23 protein-coding genes are annotated in these 24,502 nt (G+C 56.9%); 8 read left to right on the forward strand and 15 right to left on the reverse strand.

Annotated features, from left to right (window positions below):
- Positions 1 to 8: 8 nt before the first annotated feature.
- From BMZ57_RS12935 to mnmG, 9 genes are all read right to left on the reverse strand, one after another.
- Positions 9 to 545 carry a F0F1 ATP synthase subunit delta gene (locus BMZ57_RS12935; RefSeq protein ID WP_010207689.1) on the reverse strand — a complete coding sequence of 179 codons (537 nt, stop codon included), beginning with the start codon at positions 543 to 545 and terminating at the stop codon, positions 9 to 11.
- A 12-nt stretch (positions 546 to 557) separates the two neighbouring features.
- Entirely contained in the window at positions 558 to 1,028 is a 471-nt protein-coding gene (locus BMZ57_RS12940) for a F0F1 ATP synthase subunit B (RefSeq protein WP_008439543.1), read from the reverse strand.
- A gap of 56 nt (positions 1,029 to 1,084) precedes the next feature.
- Positions 1,085 to 1,342: a F0F1 ATP synthase subunit C gene (gene atpE, locus BMZ57_RS12945; protein WP_002555987.1), complete on the reverse strand. Its 258-nt coding sequence runs from the start codon at positions 1,340 to 1,342 to the stop codon at positions 1,085 to 1,087.
- A gap of 133 nt (positions 1,343 to 1,475) precedes the next feature.
- Entirely contained in the window at positions 1,476 to 2,345 is an 870-nt protein-coding gene (gene atpB / locus BMZ57_RS12950) for a F0F1 ATP synthase subunit A (protein ID WP_010207690.1), read from the reverse strand.
- A gap of 16 nt (positions 2,346 to 2,361) precedes the next feature.
- Positions 2,362 to 2,769: a F0F1 ATP synthase subunit I gene (locus tag BMZ57_RS12955; RefSeq protein WP_010207692.1), complete on the reverse strand. Its 408-nt coding sequence runs from the start codon at positions 2,767 to 2,769 to the stop codon at positions 2,362 to 2,364.
- Positions 2,770 to 2,929: 160 nt separating this feature from the next.
- A complete protein-coding gene (locus BMZ57_RS12960) occupies positions 2,930 to 3,802 on the reverse strand; it encodes a ParB/RepB/Spo0J family partition protein (protein ID WP_010207694.1) in 873 nt (290 codons plus the stop codon).
- Positions 3,803 to 3,811: 9 nt separating this feature from the next.
- Complete coding sequence (locus BMZ57_RS12965) at positions 3,812 to 4,609, reverse strand: ParA family protein (protein ID WP_010207696.1); 798 nt, start codon at positions 4,607 to 4,609, stop codon at positions 3,812 to 3,814.
- 18 nt (positions 4,610 to 4,627) lie between these two features.
- Entirely contained in the window at positions 4,628 to 5,272 is a 645-nt protein-coding gene (gene rsmG / locus BMZ57_RS12970) for a 16S rRNA (guanine(527)-N(7))-methyltransferase RsmG (protein WP_038454092.1), read from the reverse strand.
- Positions 5,269 to 7,161, reverse strand: a complete 1,893-nt coding sequence (mnmG, locus tag BMZ57_RS12975) for a tRNA uridine-5-carboxymethylaminomethyl(34) synthesis enzyme MnmG (RefSeq protein ID WP_010207706.1) — start codon at positions 7,159 to 7,161, stop codon at positions 5,269 to 5,271. The genes rsmG and mnmG overlap by 4 nt, the downstream gene beginning before the upstream one ends.
- 566 nt (positions 7,162 to 7,727) lie before the next feature.
- Here mnmG and BMZ57_RS12980 point away from each other — a divergent pair.
- The 3 genes from BMZ57_RS12980 (at position 7,728) to BMZ57_RS12990 (ending at position 11,708) form a co-directional block, all read left to right on the forward strand.
- The gene (locus tag BMZ57_RS12980) at positions 7,728 to 8,234 is read left to right on the forward strand and encodes a sigma-70 family RNA polymerase sigma factor (RefSeq protein WP_029529036.1); all 507 of its coding nucleotides are present in this window, start codon (positions 7,728 to 7,730) and stop codon (positions 8,232 to 8,234) included.
- Positions 8,234 to 9,178, forward strand: coding sequence for a FecR domain-containing protein (locus BMZ57_RS12985; RefSeq protein WP_069672977.1), 945 nt, complete (start codon positions 8,234 to 8,236; stop codon positions 9,176 to 9,178). The genes BMZ57_RS12980 and BMZ57_RS12985 overlap by 1 nt, the downstream gene beginning before the upstream one ends.
- Before the next feature lie 91 nt (positions 9,179 to 9,269).
- On the forward strand, positions 9,270 to 11,708 hold the full coding sequence (locus BMZ57_RS12990) for a TonB-dependent siderophore receptor (protein ID WP_069672978.1): 2,439 nt from the start codon (positions 9,270 to 9,272) through the stop codon (positions 11,706 to 11,708).
- Positions 11,709 to 11,778: 70 nt separating this feature from the next.
- On the opposite strand, the gene mnmE is transcribed toward BMZ57_RS12990, so the two are convergent.
- The 5 genes from mnmE to rpmH form a co-directional block, all read right to left on the reverse strand.
- Positions 11,779 to 13,149 (reverse strand): tRNA uridine-5-carboxymethylaminomethyl(34) synthesis GTPase MnmE, encoded by a 1,371-nt coding sequence (gene mnmE / locus BMZ57_RS12995; RefSeq protein ID WP_069672979.1) that lies wholly within the window; start codon positions 13,147 to 13,149, stop codon positions 11,779 to 11,781.
- A gap of 79 nt (positions 13,150 to 13,228) precedes the next feature.
- Positions 13,229 to 14,911, reverse strand: coding sequence for a membrane protein insertase YidC (yidC, locus tag BMZ57_RS13000; RefSeq protein WP_021491434.1), 1,683 nt, complete (start codon positions 14,909 to 14,911; stop codon positions 13,229 to 13,231).
- 2 nt (positions 14,912 to 14,913) lie between these two features.
- Positions 14,914 to 15,159: a membrane protein insertion efficiency factor YidD gene (gene yidD / locus BMZ57_RS13005; RefSeq protein ID WP_010207715.1), complete on the reverse strand. Its 246-nt coding sequence runs from the start codon at positions 15,157 to 15,159 to the stop codon at positions 14,914 to 14,916.
- Positions 15,152 to 15,556, reverse strand: a complete 405-nt coding sequence (rnpA, locus tag BMZ57_RS13010; RefSeq protein WP_029529038.1) for a ribonuclease P protein component — start codon at positions 15,554 to 15,556, stop codon at positions 15,152 to 15,154. Before rnpA ends, yidD begins: the two co-directional genes overlap by 8 nt.
- A 16-nt stretch (positions 15,557 to 15,572) precedes the next feature.
- Positions 15,573 to 15,707 (reverse strand): 50S ribosomal protein L34, encoded by a 135-nt coding sequence (rpmH, locus tag BMZ57_RS13015; protein WP_003213577.1) that lies wholly within the window; start codon positions 15,705 to 15,707, stop codon positions 15,573 to 15,575.
- Positions 15,708 to 16,292: 585 nt separating this feature from the next.
- On the opposite strand from rpmH, the gene dnaA reads away from it, so the two are divergent.
- From dnaA to gyrB, 4 genes are read left to right on the forward strand one after another with little or no spacing between them, the layout of a single operon-like run.
- Positions 16,293 to 17,810 carry a chromosomal replication initiator protein DnaA gene (gene dnaA / locus BMZ57_RS13020; protein WP_010207718.1) on the forward strand — a complete coding sequence of 506 codons (1,518 nt, stop codon included), beginning with the start codon at positions 16,293 to 16,295 and terminating at the stop codon, positions 17,808 to 17,810.
- Between the two features lie 38 nt (positions 17,811 to 17,848).
- Entirely contained in the window at positions 17,849 to 18,952 is a 1,104-nt protein-coding gene (gene dnaN / locus BMZ57_RS13025; RefSeq protein WP_010207719.1) for a DNA polymerase III subunit beta, read from the forward strand.
- A 20-nt stretch (positions 18,953 to 18,972) separates the two neighbouring features.
- Complete coding sequence (recF, locus tag BMZ57_RS13030) at positions 18,973 to 20,076, forward strand: DNA replication/repair protein RecF (RefSeq protein ID WP_021491432.1); 1,104 nt, start codon at positions 18,973 to 18,975, stop codon at positions 20,074 to 20,076.
- A 4-nt stretch (positions 20,077 to 20,080) separates the two neighbouring features.
- A complete protein-coding gene (gene gyrB / locus BMZ57_RS13035; RefSeq protein ID WP_010207722.1) occupies positions 20,081 to 22,498 on the forward strand; it encodes a DNA topoisomerase (ATP-hydrolyzing) subunit B in 2,418 nt (805 codons plus the stop codon).
- Between the two features lie 106 nt (positions 22,499 to 22,604).
- Here the strand turns inward: gyrB and BMZ57_RS13040 are convergent, their stop codons facing one another.
- Positions 22,605 to 23,327, reverse strand: coding sequence for a response regulator transcription factor (locus BMZ57_RS13040; RefSeq protein WP_010207724.1), 723 nt, complete (start codon positions 23,325 to 23,327; stop codon positions 22,605 to 22,607).
- A gap of 315 nt (positions 23,328 to 23,642) precedes the next feature.
- Between BMZ57_RS13040 and BMZ57_RS13050 the strand changes: the two genes are divergently transcribed.
- Positions 23,643 to 24,500 (forward strand): FecR family protein, encoded by an 858-nt coding sequence (locus tag BMZ57_RS13050; protein WP_226994566.1) that lies wholly within the window; start codon positions 23,643 to 23,645, stop codon positions 24,498 to 24,500.
- The last annotated feature ends 2 nt before the right edge of the window (positions 24,501 to 24,502 follow it).

Consider the following 24,502-nt stretch of genomic DNA (forward strand, 5'->3'; position numbering starts at 1 on the left):
CTTCAAACTCAAGATTTCAATGCTTCGGCAAGATTCGCGAGTTTGCCGCGAATCGAGCCATCGATAACCAGGTCGCCGGCGCGAATGACAATGCCCCCAATGAGGGACTTGTCTTCCGCAACTTGCAGGCGCACTTCCCGGTCGAGTCGTGCACTGAGAACCTTGGCGAGTTTGTCTTGCTGTTCTTGGTTCAATGCAAAAGCACTGGTCACTTCAACGTCTACCGACTTCTCTTGCTCGGCCTTGTACAGGTCGAACAGAGCGGCAATCTCCGGCAGAAGCAGGAGACGGTCGTTTTCGGCAACGACGTGGATGAAGTTCTGCACTTTCACATCAAACTTGTCGCCGCACACTTCAATAAAAGTGGCGGCCTTGTCTGCGCTCGTCAGTCGCGGGGCCTTGAGCACGCGCTGCATTGTGTCGTCTTGCGACACTGCTGCAGCCAGGCCGAGCATGGCTGACCAAGAGGCCAGCTGCTGGTGGGCCTGGGCGTGCTCGAAGGCTGCCTTAGCGTAAGGTCGGGCCAACGTGGTCAATTCTGCCATGATCGCCCTCGCTTAAATTTCAGCAGCCAGTTTGTTTACCAGCTCCGCGTGCGCGTTTTGATCGATTGTGGCACCCAGGATCTTCTCAGCACCGCCGACGGCCAGAGCACCCAGTTGGGCACGCAGCGCATCTTTGACACCGTTCAGTTCCTGCTCGATCTCGGCCTGAGCCTGAACCTTCACACGGTCAGCGTCGATACGGGCTTTTTCAACAGCCTCTTCAACAATCTGGTTACCGCGTTTCTTGGCTTGCTCAATGATTTCGGCTGCTTGAGCTTTCGCTTCGCGCAGTTGTTGACCCGCTTTATCTTGGGCCAACTCCAGGTCGCGAGCTGCTCGTGCTGCAGCGTCCAGCCCATCCGCGATCTTCTTCTGACGTTCGTGCAGAGCTGCGATGACCGGAGGCCATACGAACTTCATGCAGAAAACGACAAAAATCAAGAACGCTAAGGACTGACCAATAATGGTTGCATTAATGTTCACGCCAATACCTCGCTCATTCGTTGCACAACACACCAATCACTCGAAAAAACGAGTGATTAACCGGCGAGTTGACCAACGAAAGGGTTCGCGAAGGTGAAGAACAGAGCGATACCAACACCGATCATGGTCACGGCGTCGAGCAGGCCGGCGACGATGAACATTTTAACTTGCAGCATTGGAACCATTTCTGGCTGACGCGCTGCGCCTTCCAGGAACTTGCCGCCCAGCAGGCCGAAACCAATGGCAGTACCCAGGGCGCCCAGGCCGATCAACAGTGCAACAGCGATAGCGGTTAGACCAACTACAGTTTCCATCTTTCCTCCCGACTTTTACGTCGTATGGTTTAGGTTTTTTAGATTTTAAAGCGGTAAAACAAATCGTTTCATAGCCCTGGTGGGCCACCTTCCCGTTTGACCGGGAAGGACATCAGACTAGTCGAGACTGGTCTTAATGGTTCTCTTCGTGCGCCATCGACAGGTAGACGATGGTCAGCATCATGAAGATGAAGGCCTGCAGGGTGATGATCAGGATGTGGAACACAGCCCACGCCCACTGCAGAACAATGCCCAGGCCGCTAAGCCAGAGCAGGCCGCTGCCGAACATCACAGCGATCAGAATGAACACCAACTCGCCGGCATACATGTTGCCGAACAGTCGCAGGGCCAGGGAAATCGGCTTGGCGACCAGGGTCACGAATTCCAGCAGGAAGTTCACCGGGATCAGCAGGGCTTGAACGAAAATGTTCTTGCTGCCGAACGGGTGCAGGGTCAGTTCGCCAATAAAGCCGCCAATGCCCTTGATCTTGATGCTGTAGAAAATGATCAACGCGAATACCGACAGGGCCATGCCCAGGGTAGCGTTAGGGTCAGTGGTCGATACGGCACGGAATGGAATGTGTGGGTCGCCGCTGATCGCCATGGCCAACTGAGGAATCCAGTCAACCGGGATCAGGTCGACGGCGTTCATCAGGAACACCCAGACGAAGATGGTCAGTGCCAGCGGTGCGATCACCGGGCTACGGCCATGGAAGCTGTCTTTCACGCTGCCATCGACGAATTCGACCAGTACTTCAACGAAGTTCTGCAAAGCACCTGGCTGACCGGAAGTCGCCTTCTTTGCCGCCATGCGGAAAATGAAGACGAAAATCAGACCCAATGCGACCGACCAGCCCAGAGTATCCAGGTGGAAAGCCCAGAAGCCCATTTCTTTGGCCTCTGCTGCGGAGTGGGCAAAGCCCCAGCCGCCATTAGGAAGCTGACCGAAGGTCAGGTTCTGCAAGTGGTGCTGGATATAGCCCGAAGCGGTTGTTTCTGCCATGGTTGCCTCAAACGCCCTAAGGTTTCGAAAGTCTTGTTTTCATTAGCAGGGGAGCGAACCAGCTGACCAGTTGGGTCAACACGAAGACGCCGAATACAGCCAGCGGCGCCAATGGCTTCACACCTGCAAAGGTCAGTGCAAACAGCACTGCCGTCAAAATCAGTTTCCCCGCCTCGCCGGCATAAAATGACCGGACGATAGCCTGGGCTGCTCGGGCGCCGGAAAACCGAAAGGCCCTGTGAGCAAAATACATATTGGGCAGCAAGGCTATCAGGCCTCCGCAGAGTCCTGAATATCCGGCAACGACTCCATGCCCGTACCAAAGCGCCAATGCGGCGATCAGCAAAATGACAAATTGAGCCAATAAAACCGGAAAAACGGCCAAGCGACGGAACGGCAACGTGTTTGGCGTGCGGGTTTCCATCACTCTTGCTCCTCAATGGTCGGCTGCCCGATATCAATAACTTGGCATAATTTGTGCCGACAAAATGCGCGCAGAGTATAGGGGCGGTTCTGCCCCTATTCAACTGTCGGGTAGTGATTTCCGATCACGCGCTACATGAGCAAATGTTTCAGTGAATGTTTCAACGGATGTGGGCAAGGACGCCTTGAAGCTCGTCGAGGGAGTTATATCCGATGACCAATTGCCCTTTGCCTTTCTTACCGTGGCGAATTTGCACCGCAGAGCCCAGGCGCTCGGCCAGGCGCTGCTCGAGACGAGCGATATCCGGATCAGGTTTAACCGTTTCGACCGGTGCAGGTTTACCGCTGAGCCACTGGCGAACCAGCGCCTCGGTCTGGCGAACGGTGAGCCCTCGTGCGACAACGTGTCGCGCCCCTTCAACCTGTTGATTTTCCGGTAAACCGAGCAAAGCACGGGCGTGACCCATCTCCAGGTCGCCGTGGGACAACATGGTCTTGATGACTTCCGGCAACGCGATCAGGCGCAACAAGTTGGACACGGTCACGCGGGATTTACCCACCGCCTCGGCCACTTGTTGCTGGGTCAGCTGGAACTCTTGCTGCAAACGCTGCAGAGCGATCGCTTCTTCGATCGGGTTGAGGTCTTCGCGCTGGATGTTCTCGATCAGCGCCATGGCGATGGCGGTTTCATCCGGCACATCGCGCACCATCGCCGGAATGGTTTCCTTGCCAGCCTGCTGGCTCGCACGCCAGCGGCGCTCGCCGGCGATGATTTCAAAGCGGCCGCCACCAATCGGGCGCACCACGATCGGCTGCATCACACCCTGGGCCTTGATCGAATTGGCCAGTTCTTCCAGTGCCTGGGGGTCCATGTCGCGGCGCGGCTGATATTTGCCGCGCTGGATCAGGTCCAACGGCAGGTGTTGCAGCTCGCGCTCGTCGGCCTGCACCGCTTGTTCTTCAAGCGATGTGACGGTCGGACCACTCAACAGTGCATCCAGTCCACGTCCGAGACCTCGTTTCTTGACGGCCATGGGGATTCCTTAAGTTGGCTGGGCTGCAGCGGTGCGTGAGTTGCGGCGTTGGCGACGAACCATCTCGCCGGCCAGCGCCAGGTAGGCAATGGCGCCACGGGATTGCTTGTCGTAGGCCAGGGCCGGCATGCCGTAGCTCGGGGCTTCGGCCAAACGGATGTTGCGCGGGATCACCGTGTCGTACAACTGATCACCGAAGTGTTCCTTGAGCTGCGCCGACACATCGTTCATCAGGCTCAGGCGTGGGTCGAACATGGTCCGCAACAGGCCTTCGATCTGCAAGTTCGGGTTGAGCAACTCGGCGATGCGCTTGATGTTATCCACAAGGTCGCTCAGACCTTCCAGCGCGTAGTACTCGCACTGCATGGGGATAATCACACCATCGGCGGCCACCAACGCGTTCAAGGTCAGCATCGACAGTGACGGCGGGCAGTCGATCAAAATGTAGTCGTAATTCTCACGGATTGGCGCCAAGGCGCTGCGCAGACGGCTTTCTTTCATCTGCATTTCCAGCAGCACCACTTCCGCCGCGGTCAAATCGCGGTTGGCCGGCAGCAGTTGATAACCACCGTGTTCGGAATAGTGCATGGCCTGGGCCAGGTCGCACTCGCCAATCAGCAAGTCGTAGACCGAGTTTTCCAGGCCGTGTTTATCCACACCGCTACCCATGGTGGCGTTGCCCTGTGGATCGAGATCGATCAACAGCACCCGGCGCTTGGTCGCGACCAGGGATGCTGCGAGGTTGATGCAGGTGGTGGTTTTGCCCACGCCACCTTTCTGGTTCGCTATCGCGAATACCTTAGCCATTCTTGCTTGTGTTCCCAATCATGCCGTGCGGCGCAGTATCAGCAGATGGCGTTGGCCTTGGCAACCGGGTACAGCCAAGGCGTGTTCGCTATCGAGGTGGAAGTCTGCCGGCAATGCTAACAGCTCATCGCTTGGATGGACGCCCTTCATTGCCAGCCAGCGGGTGTCGCGGTCGCCAAGATGGCGAGTCCAGTTGCTGAAGTTCTCCATGCTGCTGAATGCCCTGGAAACAATTCCGGTGAAAGGCTGTTCAGGCGTGAAGGCTTCGACACGACTGTGGATAACCTGCAGGTTATCCAGCTTGAGTTCGAGTTTGACCTGGGTCAGGAAGCGGGTTTTCTTGCCGTTGCTGTCCAGGCAGGTCACTTGGGAGCCGGGAAACAGGATGGCCAACGGAATGCCAGGCATGCCGCCGCCACTGCCAACGTCCAACCAACGGCCGTTTTCGATGAATGGCATCACGCTCAAGCTGTCGAGCAAGTGACGGGACACCATTTCGTCGGGATCACGCACCGCTGTCAGGTTGTAAGCCTTGTTCCATTTGATCAACAGGGCCAGATAGCCCAGCAGCAATTCATGCTGGGCCGGGGTCAGGTCGACGCCCAACTGGCGTGCACCTGTGGATAACTCTTCGGCGTGTTGCGAGGTGACCAACGAACTCAAGCGCTTTGCTCCAACTGACGGCCCGCGCCGCGTTTTTTCAAATGAATCATCAGTAGCGATATCGCCGCCGGGGTGACGCCTGGGATACGTGAAGCCTGCCCCAGGGTTTCCGGCCGAGTTATCCCCAGCTTGCTTTGGATTTCTTTCGACAGCCCGGAAATCCCGGTGTAATCGATGTCCGCAGGCAGCTTGGTGTCTTCACTGGCGCGCAGGCGAGCGATCTCGTCCTGTTGGCGGTCAATGTAACCGGCGTATTTGGTCTTGATTTCGACCTGCTCGGCGACCTGTGGATCTTCTGCGCCCTGGCCGGTCACTTCGACCAGACCAGCGTAGTCGATTTCCGGACGTGACAGCAGGTTGAGCAAGTTGTACTCGTGGGTCAGCGGCGTGCCGAATTTTTCAGCGATCGCATCGCCTTGTTCAGTCCCCGGGCGAACCCAGGTGCTTTTCAGGCGCTGCTCTTCCAATGCAATGCTTTCACGTTTTTTGCAGAAGGCTTCCCAACGCACATCATCGACCAGCCCAAGTTCACGACCTTTTTCGGTCAGGCGCAGGTCGGCGTTGTCTTCGCGCAGGATCAAACGGTATTCCGCCCGGGAAGTGAACATCCGGTACGGTTCCTGGGTGCCCAGGGTAATCAGGTCATCGACCAATACACCGATGTACGCTTCGTCGCGACGCGGGCACCAGCTGTCTTTGCCTTGCGCACGCAGCGCAGCGTTGGTTCCGGCCAGCAAACCTTGGGCGCCGGCTTCTTCGTAACCGGTGGTGCCGTTGATTTGCCCGGCGAAGAACAGACCGCCAATGACTTTGGTTTCCAGGCTGTACTTCAGGTCGCGGGGGTCGAAGTAGTCGTATTCGATGGCGTAGCCCGGACGCACGATGTGCGCGTTTTCCATGCCGCGGATCGACTGCACGATCTGGATCTGCACGTCGAACGGCAAGGACGTGGATATTCCGTTCGGGTACAGCTCGTGAGTGGTCAAGCCTTCGGGCTCGATGAAGACCTGGTGGCTTTCCTTGTCGGCAAAGCGGTGGATCTTGTCTTCGATCGACGGGCAATAACGCGGGCCGATGCCTTCGATTACCCCGGAATACATCGGCGAACGGTCGAGGTTCGCGGCAATGATCTCGTGGGTGCGGGCATTGGTGTGGGTAATCCAGCAACTCACCTGTTTCGGGTGCTGCGCTTTGGACCCCATGAACGACATGACCGGGATCGGCGTATCGCCGGCCTGTTCGGTCATCACCGAGAAATCCACGGAACGCCCATCGATTCGCGGCGGGGTCCCGGTTTTCAGGCGGCCGACACGCAGTGGCAATTCACGCAGGCGTTTTGCCAGGGCAATCGACGGCGGGTCACCGGCGCGACCGCCGGAATAGTTCTGCATACCAATGTGGATAAGTCCGCCGAGGAACGTACCGGTGGTCAACACCACGGATTCTGCGAAGAACCGCAGGCCCATTTGGGTGACAACACCGCGTACCTGGTCTTGTTCGACGATCAGGTCATCCGCTGCTTGTTGAAATATCCACAGGTTCGGCTGGTTTTCCAGGGTTTCGCGCACGGCAGCCTTGTACAGGATGCGGTCTGCTTGAGCACGGGTAGCACGTACGGCCGGGCCTTTGCGACTGTTGAGCACACGAAATTGAATACCACCCTTATCGGTAGCCATGGCCATCACACCGCCAAGGGCATCGATTTCCTTGACCAGGTGACTTTTGCCGATCCCACCGATGGCAGGGTTGCAACTCATTGCTCCGAGGGTTTCCACGTTGTGCGTCAACAACAGGGTTTTTACGCCCATGCGTGCTGACGCCAGTGCTGCCTCGGTACCGGCATGACCGCCGCCGATGACGATCACTTCAAAACGGGAAGGGAAATCCACCACGCACCTCGTGCCTGCTTATGTAGGTAATCAGGAATTGTCTGTTGAAAGAGTTTTAGAGCTTTGGCGGCAAGTATAGGGACTTAGCCCTTCCTAAAGAACCCTTTGCACAAAATTTAACCAGCTGTGGATGAATCACAGACAATAGAAATTAAAAGAGAGAAATTTATTAAATCTTTGTTTTTATGTTTATTTATACTGAGCAACCTTTCTGTGGATAGATCTCTACAGGCCCCTATTTACTTCGTGTACAGAGATTCAAAAGTCTGTGGTCATGTGCCAATGAGGCCCTTGGATAAGTGCTTTAAGCCTGTGGATTAAAGCGATGGTTATCCACAGAGGGGTTTTTACTCAGGTTTCAGGGCCTGTTATCAACTGGGCACAGAGGCGGTTATTCACAGGGCTTAATCCACATAAATCGCCACACCCCTGGGTATTTCGTCCACGACGAAGCCATCCGAAACCTCCCACCCGGTAGTAAGCACAGCCAAAAAAGAGATCTATTGTGAGAAAACAGCGGGGCAGTTAATAATAGCGATTATCATTAACCTACTTTGTCATGCCCTATGTCCCCTTCTTCACACACGGCTGCGGTCCAGAACATCTACGAGCAGCACCATTCCTGGTTGCATGGGTGGCTCAAAGGCAAGTTGCATAACGCCTGCGATGCGGCCGATGTGGCGCACGATACGTTCGTGCGTATCTTGGGTGGGCGACATGCAGCGCAGATCCTTGAACCACGTGACTACCTGGCGACCATCGCCAGGGGCCTGGTGATTGATCGTTACCGTCGGCATGCCATCGAGCAGGCCTACAAGCAAACCTTGGCCGAACGGCCTGACGCCACGGCCATCAGTGAAGAAGACAAAGCCATCATCATCGAGACACTGGTGGCCGTTGATAAAGCCTTGGCCGGGCTCGGCGAGCGAGCTCGGCGGATCTTCATGCTGTCGCAGGTCGAGGGCCTGACTTATCAACAGATCGCGGATGAACTGCAGGTGTCATTGACCACGGTGAAGAAGCACATGATCCGTGCATTGACTGAATGCTCACTGATCATGGCCAGCCTGTAATGGCGAACCCCGATCGCAAGACCTTTGAGGCCGCTGCCACTTGGTATGTACAGTTTCAATCCCAAGTGCCTACCGCTGCCGAACGCCTGGCCTGGCAACAATGGCTCAACGGCGATCCGTCCCATCAGGCCGCGTGGAACCAGATGGAACAACTGCAGCGCAGCCTTGGCGCACTGCCGCAGGACTTCACCCGCCGCGCATTGTCGACCTCCCAGCAACGTCGCCAGGTACTGAAGTGGATGCTGGTGCTCGGCGGTACTGGGTACCTCGGCTGGAATCTCCAGCAGCACACGCCCCTGGGCAATGTGTGGGCTGACTACCGTACGTCTGTGGGGGAACGCCGGCGCATCGAACTGGCCGATGGCACGCGGATTGATCTTAATACCCGCACAGCGATTGACGTGGTGTTCGACGGGCGCCAGCGATTGGTGCGCCTGCGCGAAGGTGAAGTACTTATCCACACTGGGAAATTGGGTGGGCAGACACCGTTTTATGTCGAGACCCGCCAAGGCCGAGTCCAAGCGTTGGGCACCACGTTCACTGTGCGCCAGTTGCCAGACGCCACGCGCGTCGGCGTCCTGGAGGATCGGGTGAGCGTGTCGCCACGGGACCAACCTAACCACGCACGACTGCTTGGGGCCGGGGAAAGCGCTGACTTTGATCGCCAAAACGTGGGGCTGGACCGTGTGTATAGCGGGTCACAGGCGGCCTGGGTTGATGGCCAACTGATCGTCTTGGACGCTCGCCTCGGAGATGTGATCGAAGACCTCGCCCGCTACCGTACGGGTGTCCTGCAATGCGACTTGGCTTCGGCACGTCTACGTGTTTCCGGGACCTTCCGCCTGGATTCTACCGACGCAGTACTGGCCAACCTGCAGGCAACCCTGCCGATCCAGGTGAAGTACTTCACTCGTTATTGGGTTTCGGTGAAACGAATCGGTTGATCGCAAAAAAAATCGCACAAGGGGTTATCTTTTTTTTACCTGGAACGGCCCTACAGGTAATCACGACGCCACCTTCAGGGCTTATCCACCTATGCGCCTTCCTCCCAAGCTCCGCCAGCGACTTTCCTACCACGGTATGACCTGCAGCCTCCTGCTCGGCACGGCAGCCACCGCTGGGGTTGTGCTCTCTACTGATGCCATGGCCGCCAGCGCGGTGCAGCATTACATCATTGCCGCGGGTCCCCTGGACAATGCCTTGAGCCAGTTTGCCGCCAGGGCGAATGTGATCTTGTCGTTCTCGCCCCAGCAAACCGCGCGTTTGAACACGACTGGGCTGGAAGGTGACTATTCGGTGGAGCAAGGCTTTGCCCTGTTGTTGCAGAACACGGGGTTGCAAGCCGTCACCCAGGCGCCTGGCAGTTATGTCCTGCAGGCTATTCCCGCAGGGCAACTCACGCTCGCGCCTACCACCGTCAGCACTTATCAACAGGCGGGTTTCAATCAAGAGATTGCCGGGGATGTGGGCTACAAGGCGCAAAATAGCCGTATTGGTACCAAGACCAGCACACCTCTGTCGGAAACACCGCGTTCGGTATCGGTCGTGACCGGCCAGCGCATCAAGGACCAGAAGTCGCAGACCCTGACCGAAGTATTGGGTTACGTGCCAGGTATCTTCGCGCCACCTTTTGCTGCCGGCGATGGTCTGGCGGGTGATTTATTCTTCATTCGCGGTTTCAATGCCACGGATTACGGCTACGGTCTGCTGCGAGATGGCCTGCGCGTACAAGGCAATCGGTACGACACCACCAGTGAGCCCTATGGCCTGGAACGGGTCGAAATCTTCCGTGGCCCTTCTTCCCTGCTCTACGGCGAAAACGCGCCTGGTGGTTTGGTGAACCTGGTGAGCAAACACCCTACTGCGACGCCGCAAGGTGAAGTGCAGCTGGGTTATGGCTCGAATAATCGCCGTCAATTGGGTGTGGATATCTCGGGGCCGCTCAACGACAGCGACAACATTCTTGGTCGCGTTGTAATGCTCGGGCGTAAGTCCGACACGCAGACTGACCATGTGCCCGATGATCGCCTGTATATCGCCCCCTCACTGACCCTGAATTTCGACGATTACGACACCCTCACGCTGTTGGCCAATTACCAGAAGGACCACACCAACCTCGAACTTGGCCTACCGGCCGCTGGCACCTTGCTTACAAATCCCAATGGCAAGCTGTCCAAGCACACCATGCTCGGCGATCCGGATTGGAATACGTTCGAACGTGAAGCCTGGAGCACCGGCTACGAATTCAGCCACAGCTTCAACGATGATTGGCAGTTCCGTCAGAACTCGCGCTATATGCAGTCGCGCATCAACCGCCATGAGACCTGGCCCAGCACGCTGAACAACCGCGGTTTCGGTACTCAACTGAACATGACCGCCTACGACCGCTATAACAAGTCGATGGTCTATTCCCTGGATAACCAGTTGGAAGGCAAATTCCAGGTCGGTGGCCTGGAAAATACCGTGCTGTTCGGTGCCAGTTACGACCGCACCTCTTTCAACCAGGATTGGGACGCAGGCTTCGCCGGCACCATCAATGTGTATAACCCCGTGTACCTGCGCGATCCGCTTACCCCAGTGGCCGTGCAAAACACCTTGCTCGAACAGCAAATGAAGGGCGTTTATGCACAGGTCCAAAGCAAGTATGACCATTGGTTGTTCCTGCTGGGTGGCCGTCAGGATTGGGTCGACAGCGATTTCCGCGACAAGGTCAACAAAGCCAGCAACACCCGCTCGGAAGACCGCAAGTTCACTTACCAGGGCGGGGTGATGTACCAGTTCGACAATGGCCTCACGCCGTATGTCAGCTACTCCACCGCATTCGTGCCTGTGCAGCAGATCTCCAACGCGGGTTCACCGTTAAAGCCGATTACCAGCAGCCAGTACGAAGTGGGTGTGAAATACGAACCGATCGGCTGGGATACGGCGATGACCCTGTCGGTGTATGACTTGCGCAAGGAAGACGACACCTACCTGGACGCCACCACCAACAGCTACCGCCAGGTGGGCGAGAGCCGCGCCAAAGGTGCGGAAGTCGAGGTGAACAGCAACATCACACCCAACCTGAATGTGACAGCGGCCTACACCTACACTGACGCTCGGATTACCAAGGATTCGGCGACATCGCTGGTCGAGGGGCGCCAAATGACGGGGGTTCCACGCAACCAGGCCTCAGTGTGGGGCAAATACCGTTTCCTCGACGGTCAGCTCAAAGGCTTGTCCCTGGGCGGCGGCGTGCGGTATTTCGACAGCACGTTTTCCTACACGGCGCCAACGCTTTACGGGAAGCTGGACGCAGGGAGCGTCACCCTGGTGGACGCAGCCGTTGGTTATCAGATCGACAAACACTGGTCTGTGGGCGTGAACGCCAAGAACCTGTTCGACAAGGAATATGTATCTGGTTGCAACGATGCGGGCCGCTGCTATTGGGGCGACAGCCGTACGCTGCTTGGGACGGTTTCGTACAACTGGTAATGGATAACGGCCTGAAGAATCCAGATGTTCTTCAGGCCGCCAGTGCCCACAGAGACTGTGGATAACTTGGCTATTTGCCGATGCAAAAGCTGGAAAAGATCCGCCCTAACAAATCATCGGAGCTGAACGCACCGGTGATTTCGCCCAACAGCTGCTGTGCCTGACGCAGATCCTCAGCCAGCAGCTCCCCTGCCCCCGCCAGGGTCAGCTGGGCCCGGCCGTGCTCCAACGCCGCGCTCGCATGGCGCAACGCCTCCAGGTGCCTGCGGCGCGCGCTGAAGCTGCTTTCCGAGGTTTGCTCGTAGCCCATGCAGGCCTTGAGGTGCTCGCGCAGCAATTCCAGGCCTTCTCCCGCCGCCTTGGCGCTGAGGCTGATGGTGACATGGCCATCCGCGCTGGTTTCCATCGCAATGGCTTCGCCCGTCAGGTCGGCTTTGTTGCGAATCAAGGTGACTTTGGCCGGGTCCGGACGTTGCTCGAGGAATTCCGGCCACAATGCAAAAGGATCCACCGCTTCGGGCGCCGTGGCATCGACCACCAGCAGCACCCTGTCCGCTTCGCCGATGGCTTTGAGCGCACGTTCCACCCCGATCTTTTCCACCTGGTCTTCGGTATCGCGCAAGCCGGCGGTATCGACCACGTGCAGTGGCATGCCGTCGATGTGGATATGTTCACGCAGGATATCCCGAGTGGTGCCGGCAATCTCGGTAACGATAGCGGCTTCACGCCCCGCCAGCGCATTGAGCAAGCTGGATTTGCCGGCGTTAGGTCGCCCAGCGATCACCACCGTCATGCCGTCACGTAGCAGTGCGCCCTGCCCAGCTTCGCGCAGCACTGTGGATAACTCTTCGCGCACTTTATCCAGCATCGCCAACACGTGGCCATCGGCGAGAAAGTCGATTTCCTCCTCCGGGAAATCAATCGCTGCCTCGACGTAGATGCGCAGGCTGATCAACTGCTCGGTCAAGTTATGCACACGCAGGGAAAAAGCGCCCTGCAGCGAGCGCAGTGCATTGCGTGCCGCCTGTGCCGAACTGGCTTCGATCAAATCAGCGATGGCTTCGGCCTGGGCCAGGTCGAGTTTGTCGTTCAGGAAGGCGCGCTCACTGAATTCCCCTGGACGCGCCAAGCGGCAGCCCAATTGCAGGCAGCGCTGCAACAGCATATCCAGTACAACCGGGCCGCCGTGCCCCTGTAATTCCAGGACATCTTCGCCTGTGAATGAGTTCGGCCCCGGGAAATAGATAGCCAGGCCTTCATCCAGCACACTGTCCTCAGCATCCAGGAACTGGCCGTAATGGGCGTAGCGCGGCTTCAGCTCACGGCCACTGATGGCCTTGGCTGCCACACTCGCAAGCGGTCCAGAGATACGAACGATACCGACACCGCCGCGACCCTGAGCGGTAGCGACAGCAGCGATGGTTTCACGGGGAGCGCTCATCAGCAGGTTCCAGAATTAAAGTGACGGAAAGCAAAACGCCCCACTAGGGGGCGTCTTGAGTGGTTATCCACAGAGTAAATTACGCAGAGGCTTTCGCGGTAGCCGCTTCGATTTTACGTGTGATGTACCACTGTTGAGAGATCGACAACACGTTGTTGACCACCCAGTACAGCACCAGACCAGCAGGGAACCACAGGAAGAAGAAGGTGAAGATGATTGGCATCATTTTCATTACCTTGGCCTGCATCGGATCCGGCGGAGTCGGGTTCAGACGCTGCTGGATAAACATGGTCGCGCCCATGATGATCGGCAGGATAAAGAACGGGTCTTTGATCGACAGGTCAGTTATCCACAGCATGAACGGTGCCTGACGCATTTCCACGCTTTCCAGGAGTACCCAGTACAGCGACAGGAATACCGGCATCTGCACCAGAATCGGCAAGCATCCACCCAGCGGGTTGATCTTCTCTTTCTTGTACAGCTCCATCATGGCCTGCGACATTTTCTGCCGGTCGTCGCCATGTTGTTCTTTCAGCGCCGCCAGTTTCGGAGCCACGGCACGCATGCGCGCCATCGACTTGTAGCTGGCTGCCGATAGAGGGAAGAAGATCCCCTTGATCAGCATGGTGAGGAAGATGATCGAGAAGCCCCAGTTACCCACAATGCTGTGGATATGTTGCAGCAACCAGAAAATCGGCTGAGCAATGAACCACAGGAAGCCGTAATCCACAGTCAGTTCCAGACCTGGGGACAACTCTTTCAGTACGGCCTGGCTTTTCGGGCCGGCGTACAGAGTGGCACTGGTTTCAGCCTTGGCACCTGGCGCGACGGTCAACGCCGGGCCAGTAAAACCAATGATGTAGTTACCTTGGCTGTCCTTGCGGGTTTGAACCAGGTTGGCTTCACCTTTGCTCGGGATCCAGGCAGTCACGAAGTAGTGTTGCAGCCAAGCTACCCAACCACCTTGGACAGTTTCTTTCAGCGAGCCCTTGTCGATATCTTTCATCGACACTTTTTTGTACGGCTCGCTACTTGTCCACAGGGCGGCGCCCAGGTAAGTCGCGGTGCCGGTGGCAGTGCTGGAAGAAGGATCGGAGCTGGCATCACGCTTGAGCTGGGCAAACAGGTTGCCGCTCCATGGCTTGTCGCTTTCGTTGTCGATCAGGTAAGTGACCTTCAAGTCGTACAGACCACGGGTAAAGCTGAAGCGCTTGATGTAGTTGACGCCGTCGAGGCTGAATTTCAGGTCGACGTTCAACTGGTTCTGGCCATCAGCCAGTTGATAAGTCTTCTGTTCGGTCGAATAAACCGGACGACCGGTAGCACGAGCATCCGGACCGTTGGTGCCGGTCAGGCCGCTTTGCGCCAGATAAGTACGTTCACCACCGTTATCGAACAGTTGGAACGGAACATCCGGATGGTCTTGGCGACGTGGATACAGCGGCAGTTTCAACTGCGCGATATCACCACCTTGTGGGTCGATAGCCAGGTCGAGCACATCCGTTTTGACGTGGATGAGGTCTTTATTGGTGACCACTGGCGTCTCTAAAGGGGCGCTTGTCTCGCCATTCGCGCTGGGAACATCGGCACTCGCGGACGCATTGTTACCCAGCGGGGTGTCCGGAATAGCCGGCGCAGCCTGATTGGTAGCAACATTCTGAGTCGGCAGGGCAGCTTGGCCGTAGTCCTGGTTCCACTTAAGAACCATGACGTAGGACACGATTGCCAGGGCGACGATCAGGATCGTGCGTTTAATATCCATGATTACTCGGCCATCGAAGAAGAACGGGAGGTAGGGATAGGCGGAACCGGGTCATAACCACCGGGATTCCACGGATGACAGCGACCTAAACGACGAAAGGTCAGCCAGCCACCGCGCAGAAGACCATGATTTTCTATGGCCTCTAACGCGTAGCAGGAACAACTGGGGTAGAAACGACAGTGGCTGGCCATCAGAGGACTAATGGCATAGCGATAAAACTGGATCGGAACGAGGGCCAGTTTACGCATCAGTGCTGTCTACCCCTACAGTTTCGGCGTTGGCCGCTGGAGCTGGTTTGTTGGTACGCGCCAGACGTTTCCAGAGCTTGCCGAAATGCTGAATCAATTCGGGGTTTTCTACATCACCCAAGCCTTTGCGCGCGACGATAACAATATCCCAACCAACCAGAGTGTCCTGGTGGAGGCGAAACGATTCGCGCATCAGACGCTTGAGGCGATTGCGCTCAACGGAGAGCTTTACGCTCTTCTTGCCGATCACCAACCCGAGACGGGGGTGATCAAGATCGTTGTTACGCGCAAGGAGCAGGAGATTTTTCCCCGGAACCTTGCCGGTGGGGGAGTCAAAGACTGCCTTGAAATGCCGGGGGGTTAGCAGACGCTTTTCCCGACTGAAGTCCTGACTCACCACCAGTACCGGATTATCAAACTGCCAGACGCGCACGACCTTTGGCGCGGCGACGCGACAGGACAGCACGGCCGTTCTTGGTGGCCATGCGAGCACGGAAGCCGTGGGTACGGGCGCGTTTGATGGTGCTTGGTTGGAAAGTACGTTTCATGGCGTTGTTACCTGGTTCGTCCACAACGGGCCGGAATGGCCCCCGTTTTAAGAGACCGGCGATTCTAGAGAAAGCAAGCCTCTAGGTCAATTTCCAACCAGCTTTTCCTTTAATTAGATATCTACCGGTCATTTACCTTTTTCTGTCCGCTTGGCTTTCTTGGCTCGTGGCATAGATATAAAAATAAAGAAGGAAGTTATTTAAAGCTTTTCTGTAAAGCTTATAAAAGCTAGGCAGGCAATCATCTGTGGATAACTGCATTGAGGCCTTGTTCCACCTGATGTACAGAGAATGACAACACGGGGGAGAAACGGTGCTCTGCCTGTGCTGCGCTGTCGGATAAGCTGTGTGTGGAATGGCGAGTTATCCACAGGCCAGTTACCCACAGACTTTTGACCCCACTTGTACAACGACCTCAAGGGCGCTTATCCACAGAGCTTATGCACAGACCATTGGTCGCCTTTATTGCTGTTAAGACGTTGATTTTGGCTGGCCTGTGATCAACCTACATGTGGATAAGTGGGCGGCTCGCCGCTACAATGGCGGCTGTTTTTGCCTCACCGGCTTTCAACTTAGGGGATATCCGTGTCAGTGGAACTTTGGCAGCAGTGCGTGGAGCTTTTGCGCGAAGAGCTGCCTGCCCAGCAATTCAACACCTGGATCCGTCCGCTACAGGTCGAAGCCGAAGGCGACGAGTTGCGTGTCTACGCGCCCAATCGGTTTGTTCTTGACTGGGTCAACGAGAAGTACCTGAGCCGCGTTCTCGAATTGCTCGATGAACATGGCAACGGCCTCGCGCCCGTGCTCTCCTTATTAATAGGCAGCAAACGTAGCTCGGCGCCTCGTGCTGCGCCGAATGCGCCTCTGGCGGCGGCTGCGTCGCAAGCCCAGGCGGCAGCGGCACCGGCTGTCAGTGCGCCGTCTCCTGCTCCTGCGCCCTCCAAGTCGTCTGCGCAAAAAAATGCACCAGAGAATGAAGAGCCGTCCCGCGACAGCTTTGATCCGATGGCAGGCGCGGCCTCCCAGCAAGCTCCGGTACGCGCCGAACAGCGCACCGTGCAGGTCGAAGGCGCGCTCAAGCACACCAGCTACCTGAACCGCACCTTTACCTTTGAGAACTTCGTCGAAGGTAAATCCAACCAGCTGGCCCGTGCTGCCGCCTGGCAGGTAGCCGATAACCCCAAGCATGGTTACAACCCACTCTTCCTTTATGGTGGCGTTGGCTTGGGTAAGACCCACTTGATGCACGCTGTGGGTAACCACCTATTAAAGAAGAATCCGAATGCCAAGGTCGTGTACCTGCATTCGGAGCGCTTCGTGGCTGACATGGTCAAGGCGTTGCAGCTCAACGCAATCAACGAGTTCAAGCGGTTCTACCGCTCGGTTGATGCGTTGCTGATCGACGACATTCAATTTTTTGCCCGCAAAGAGCGCTCCCAGGAAGAGTTCTTCCACACCTTCAACGCCCTGCTCGAAGGTGGCCAGCAGGTCATCTTGACCAGTGACCGTTATCCAAAAGAAATCGAAGGCCTGGAAGAACGCTTGAAATCGCGCTTCGGCTGGGGCTTGACCGTTGCGGTAGAGCCGCCGGAGCTGGAAACCCGCGTCGCGATCCTGATGAAAAAAGCCGACCAGGCCAAGGTCGACCTGCCCCACGATGCGGCGTTCTTCATCGCTCAACGCATTCGCTCCAACGTGCGTGAGCTGGAAGGTGCACTCAAGCGGGTCATCGCTCACTCTCACTTCATGGGCCGCGATATCACCATCGAGCTGATTCGCGAATCCCTGAAGGACTTGCTGGCACTGCAGGACAAACTGGTGAGTGTGGATAACATCCAGCGCACCGTGGCCGAGTACTACAAGATCAAGATTTCCGACCTGCTGTCCAAGCGCCGCTCGCGCTCGGTGGCACGCCCCCGTCAGGTGGCCATGGCCCTCTCCAAGGAGTTGACCAACCACAGCCTGCCGGAAATCGGTGATGTGTTTGGCGGACGCGACCACACCACGGTCTTGCACGCGTGCCGCAAGATCAATGAACTTAAGGAATCCGACGCGGATATTCGCGAGGACTACAAGAACCTGCTGCGTACACTGACAACGTGATGACACCAGCGCAGCTTATTAAGGCAAGGGACTAGACCATGCATTTCACCATTCAACGCGAAGCCCTGTTGAAACCCCTGCAACTGGTCGCAGGCGTCGTCGAGCGCCGACAGACCTTGCCGGTGCTTTCCAACGTATTGCTGGTAGTCGAAGGCCAGCAATTGTCCTTGACCGGTACTGACCTGGAAGTCGAGCTGGTGGGTCGTGTGCAGCTGGAAGAGCCCGCCGAACCGGGCGAGATCACCGTACCCGCGCGCAAGCTGATGGACATCTGCAAAAGCCTGCCTAACGACGCGCTGATCGACATCAAGGTTGATGAGGCGAAGTTGGTGGTCAAGGCGGGTCGCAGCCGCTTCACCCTGTCCACCCTGCCGGCCAATGATTTCCCGACAGTGGAAGAAGGCCCAGGCTCGCTGACCTGCAGCCTGGAGCAGAGCAAGCTGCGTCGTTTGATCGAGCGCACAAGCTTCGCCATGGCTCAGCAAGACGTGCGTTACTACCTCAACGGCATGCTGCTGGAAGTCTCGGAAGGCATCATTCGCGCCGTGGCAACCGACGGTCACCGTCTGGCTATGTGCTCTATGCGCGCCGATATCGGTCAGCCGGACCGTCACCAGGTGATCGTGCCGCGCAAAGGTATTCTTGAGCTGGCGCGCCTGCTTACCGAGCCGGAAGGCAACGTCAGCATTGTGTTGGGTCAACACCACATTCGTGCGACCACCGGCGAGTTCACCTTCACCTCCAAGCTGGTTGATGGCAAGTTCCCGGATTACGAGCGTGTGCTGCCCAAAGGTGGCGACAAGTTGGTGCTGGGGGATCGTCAAGCGCTGCGTGAAGCGTTCAGCCGTACCGCGATTCTGTCCAACGAGAAGTACCGGGGTATCCGTCTGCAACTGGCCAACGGTCAGCTGAAAATCCAGGCGAACAACCCGGAGCAGGAAGAAGCGGAAGAAGAAGTGGGCGTCGACTACAACGGCGGTTCCCTGGAAATCGGCTTCAACGTGAGCTACCTGCTGGACGTACTGGGTGTGATGACCACCGAACAGGTTCGCCTGATTCTGTCGGACTCCAACAGCAGCGCGCTGGTACAGGAATCCGACAATGACGACTCGGCGTATGTTGTCATGCCGATGCGCCTGTAATCATGCTCAGCAGAAGCTAGATGTCCCTCAGTCGCGTCTCGGTCACCGCGGTGCGCAATCTGCACCCGGTGACCTTCTCCCCCTCTCCCCGCATCAATATCCTCCACGGCGCCAACGGCAGTGGCAAAACCAGCGTGCTGGAAGCCATTCACCTGCTGGGGCTTGCTCGTTCCTTCCGCAGCGCTCGCTTGTTACCGGTTATCCAGTACGAGCAGTTGGCGTGCACAGTGTTTGGCCAAGTCGAACTCGCTGAAGGTGGGCATAGCAGCCTGGGGATATCCCGTGATCGCGGCGGAGAGTTCCAGATTCGCATTGACGGGCAAAACGCGCGCAGTGCTGCGCAGCTGGCAGAGATCCTGCCGCTGCAATTGATCAACCCCGACAGTTTCCGCCTATTGGAAGGCGCGCCAAAAATCCGCAGGCAGTTCCTCGATTGGGGAGTGTTCCACGTGGAACCGCGTTTCATGGCCACTTGGCAGCGCCTGCAGAAGGCCCTGCGGCAGCGGAACTCATGGCTGCGGCATGGTACACTTGACGCCGCTTCGCAAGCGGCCTGGGACCGGGAACTGTGCCTGGCCAGCGACGAAATAGATGAATACCGCCGTGCTTATATCAAAGCCTTGAAACCAGTCTTTGAGCAGACCTTGAGTGAGTTGCTGGAACTCGAAGGGCTGACGCTGAGTTACTACCGTGGCTGGGACAAAGAACGTGAGCTGAGTGCAGTGCTCGCGACGTCCTTGCAGCGGGATCAGCAAATTGGCCATACCCAGGCCGGACCCCAACGGGCTGATTTGCGTCTTAGACTAGGCGCTCACAATGCCGCGGATATTTTGTCCCGTGGTCAGCAGAAGTTGGTGGTGTGTGCATTGCGCATCGCCCAGGGCCATCTGGTTAGCCAGGCCCGGCGCGGTCAGTGTATTTATCTGGTGGATGACTTGCCGTCGGAGCTCGATGAGCAACACCGCCGCGCGTTATGCCGCTTGTTGGAAGAATTACGCTGCCAGGTGTTTATCACCTGTGTAGACCACGAATTATTGAGGGAAGGCTGGCAGACGGAAACGCCAGTCGCTTTGTTCCACGTGGAACAAGGCCGTATCACCCAGACCCACGACCATCGGGAGTGAAGGCATGAGCGAAGAAAACACGTACGACTCGACCAGCATTAAAGTGCTGAAAGGTTTGGATGCCGTACGCAAACGTCCCGGTATGTACATTGGCGACACTGATGACGGTAGCGGTCTGCACCACATGGTGTTCGAGGTGGTCGACAACTCCATCGACGAAGCTCTGGCCGGTCACTGCGACGACATCAGCATCATCATCCACCCGGATGAGTCTATTACCGTGCGCGACAATGGTCGCGGCATTCCGGTAGACGTACACAAAGAAGAAGGCGTTTCGGCAGCAGAGGTCATCATGACCGTGCTCCACGCCGGCGGTAAGTTCGACGACAACTCCTATAAAGTTTCCGGCGGTCTGCACGGTGTGGGCGTTTCGGTAGTGAACGCTCTTTCTGAAGAGTTGATCCTGACTGTTCGCCGCAGTGGCAAGATCTGGGAACAGACCTACGTTCACGGTGTTCCAAAAGAACCGATGAAAATCGTCGGTGACAGTGAAACCACCGGTACGCAGATCCACTTCAAGCCATCGGCTGAGACCTTCAAGAATATCCACTTTAGCTGGGACATCCTGGCCAAGCGTATTCGTGAACTGTCCTTCCTGAACTCCGGTGTGGGTATCGTCCTCAAGGATGAGCGCAGCGGTAAGGAAGAGCTGTTCAAGTATGAAGGTGGCCTGCGCGCATTCGTTGAATACCTGAACACCAACAAGACCGCGGTCAACCAGGTGTTCCACTTCAACATTCAGCGTGAAGACGGCATCGGCGTGGAAATCGCTCTGCAGTGGAACGACAGCTTCAACGAGAACCTGTTGTGCTTCACCAACAACATTCCTCAGCGCGACGGTGGTACTCACCTGGTGGGTTTCCGTTCCGCACTGACGCGTAACCTGAACACCTACATTGAAGCCGAAGGCCTGGCCAAAAAGCACAAAGTCGCCACCACCGGTGACGATGCCCGTGAAGGCCTGACCGCGATTATCTCGGTAAAAGTACCTGATCCGAAGTTCAGCTCTCAGACCAAAGACAAGCTGGTGTCTTCCGAAGTGAAGACTGCGGTGGAACAGGAGATGGGCAAGTACTTCTCCGACTTCCTGCTGGAGAACCCGAACGAAGCCAAGCTGGTTGTCGGCAAGATGATCGACGCCGCGCGTGCTCGTGAAGCGGCGCGTAAAGCCCGTGAGATGACTCGTCGCAAAGGCGCGCTGGATATCGCAGGCTTGCCAGGCAAACTGGCTGACTGCCAAGAGAAGGACCCTGCCCTCTCCGAACTGTACCTGGTGGAAGGTGACTCTGCTGGCGGTTCCGCCAAGCAGGGTCGTAACCGTCGCACCCAAGCCATCCTGCCGTTGAAAGGCAAGATCCTCAACGTCGAGAAGGCTCGCTTCGACAAGATGATTTCCTCCCAGGAAGTCGGCACCTTGATCACGGCGTTGGGCTGCGGTATCGGCCGCGACGAGTACAACATCGACAAGTTGCGCTATCACAACATCATCATCATGACCGATGCTGACGTCGACGGTTCGCACATTCGTACGCTGCTGCTGACGTTCTTCTTCCGTCAGTTGCCGGAGTTGATCGAGCGTGGCTACATCTACATCGCTCAGCCGCCGTTGTACAAAGTGAAAAAAGGCAAGCAAGAGCAATACATCAAAGACGACGACGCCATGGAAGAGTACATGACGCAGTCGGCTCTGGAAGATGCCAGCCTGCACTTGAACGACGAAGCGCCGGGCATTTCCGGTGAGTCGCTGGAACGTCTGGTAAACGACTTCCGCATGGTGATGAAGACCCTCAAGCGCCTGTCGCGTCTGTACCCTCAGGAATTGACCGAGCACTTCATCTACCTGCCGGCTGTCAGCCTTGAGCAATTGGGCGATCACGCAGCGATGCAAGATTGGCTGGCTCAGTACGAGGTGCGCCTGCGTACCGTCGAGAAGTCTGGTCTGGTGTACAAGGCCAGCCTGCGAGAAGACCGTGAACGTAACGTGTGGCTGCCTGAGGTCGAACTGATCTCCCACGGTCTGTCGAACTACGTCACGTTCAACCGTGACTTCTTCGGCAGCAATGACTATAAGACCGTGGTAACGCTGGGCGCTCAACTGAGCACCCTGTTGGACGACGGCGCTTATATTCAGCGTGGCGAACGCAAGAAGCAGGTCAAGGAATTCAAGGAAGCCCTCGACTGGCTGATGGCGGAAAGCACCAAACGTCACACCATTCAGCGATACAAAGGTCTGGGTGAAATGAACCCGGATCAGCTGTGGGAAACCACCATGGACCCTGCTCAGCGTCGCATGTTGCGTGTGACCATCGAAGACGCCATTGGCGCAGACCAGATCTTCAACACCCTCATGGGTGATGCGGTCGAGCCTCGTCGTGACTTCATCGAGAGCAATGCCCTGGCGGTTTCCAACCTGGACTTCTGATCCCGGTAAGCCCGTCAAACTAAAATGGCCAACGCTTAAACGTTGGCCTTTTTTATTGGGTAAAACACGTTGATTTTTAAAATGCTCCACGTGGAACATCAGCACACTAACTTTGAGAAGCGGCCGCCACACTCTCCAATCGATAACCATACCCATAGATGGTCAGTAACTGCCAACCTCGGTCCGCCGTCAGCCCAAGTTTGTTTCTTAACCGGTAGATATGTGTATCCAGCGGCCGTGAAGACACCATTTCTTCATGGGTCCAGAATCGCTCGTAGAGGTACTCGCGAGACAGCGGTCGCGCCAGGTTGGCAAACAGACAGCTAGCCAAGCGATACTCCCGTTCTGTGAGGTTGATGGGTTTTCCCGCTCGGGTCACCGTCAATTCGGCATCGTCAAAGGTCAAGTCGTTGAAGCTTTGCACTTCATGGCTAGCAGACTTCTGCAGGCCATGCCGACGCAGCACCGCCGTAACCCGTGCTTTCAGTTCATTGGGGCGAAACGGTTTGCTGACGTAATCATCCGCGCCACTGTTGAGCGCGGTGACGATGTCGCTCTCGGCATCACGGCTGGTGAGCATGATGACAGCAGGCGGGGATTCCATGTGTTCGCGGGTCCAGCGGAGCAATGCGATGCCGGTGATATCCGGCAGTTGCCAGTCGAGTATCAACAGGTCGAAGGTTTCCCGGCGCAATTGACGAAGCAGGTCTTCACCACGTTCGAAGCAATGCAGCGTCCAGGGCTGTTCGGCGGTGCTGGGGATTTGTCGCAGTGTCTGTTCCACCCGGCGCAGTTCCGCGGGTTCGTCATCCAGTATTGCGACACGCATGGGTGGGTCCTTTCATTTGAAGAGTGCGGCAGCCGTCCGGCCGGTCTTTGAATCTGAAGAATTGTGCGCAGATTCATCGAGCCCTCGGATCTCTCTATACGCTGGGAACAATGGGCGGTTAACCCATTGAAAGTCCTCGATACCAATGTGGGAAAGATACCGGCTCCTGACCATAAGGAAAAGGATCAGCCGACGCATGCGCTGCCGTAAACTCCTGTGTCTGATGTCAGATGCCTTCTGGAACCCCCGACCTTGATGAGCGCCATGTTTGTTCTTCTCAATTACTTGCGCCGCGCCCTTCCCTCTCTGTTGATCATGGTGGTGGGTTCGGCGGGCGCTGCCACAAAGGTTCGAGCGCCTTACATCGACGATGAGTTTCTGTGCCGGGTCCAGCCTCTGCCTGCGGTGGTCCAGCATCTCACTGGAGAGGCCTGGAAACTCGATACCAAGGGCAAGGCGACGCCTTTGCTGGAAGGCATGACTGTTGATGAACAGGAAGGTGTGAAGACTTCGGCCTCGGCGTTTGTCAGTCTGTTGCTCGGTGATGGATCCCGCGTGGTGTTGCCTTCTGACTCCCAGGTGCGGTTGCGCTTGGAGAAGAAACTGTCGATTCCCCAGGTGGTGCTCGAACAAGGCCAGGCCGAGGCGTACGTGATCAAGCGCGCCAGCGATCATGATCGCTTCCAGATCGTGACGCCGGTCGGTGTGCTGGGCGTGCGGGGCACGCATTTTCGGGTGCGCAATGACGCTGAGCGATCGCTTGTGGAAGTGTTGGACGGCCAGGTCGCCGTCAATCGCGATCGCACAAGCGAGATCAAAGTGGCCGCTCGCCAAGGTCTGCTCTTCAGGAAACTGGGCGACCTCAATCCTGTGGAGCTGCTTGCGGCGCCGAAGCTTATCGGCCAAGACGGCCAGAAAGGTGACGCGCCAGTCTGGAGTTTGTACCTTCGCCCGTTGCCCGGCGCCCAGCGATACCGTGCCCAGGTCGCCACCGACAAAGCCTTTATGAATATCAAGCAGGAAAACTTCTCCAGCATGCCGAAAATGAGCTTCACTGGGCTCAAAGCCTCGTTCTATCACGTGCGCTTGTCGGCTTACGACGAACACGGCCTTGAGGGAGAAACCGGGGTCTATGACATCTTCTATTACCCACCCACTGTTCAGGTGCGTTGACC

Source organism: Pseudomonas simiae, assembly GCF_900111895.1.
Lineage (GTDB): Bacteria > Pseudomonadota > Gammaproteobacteria > Pseudomonadales > Pseudomonadaceae > Aquipseudomonas > Aquipseudomonas simiae.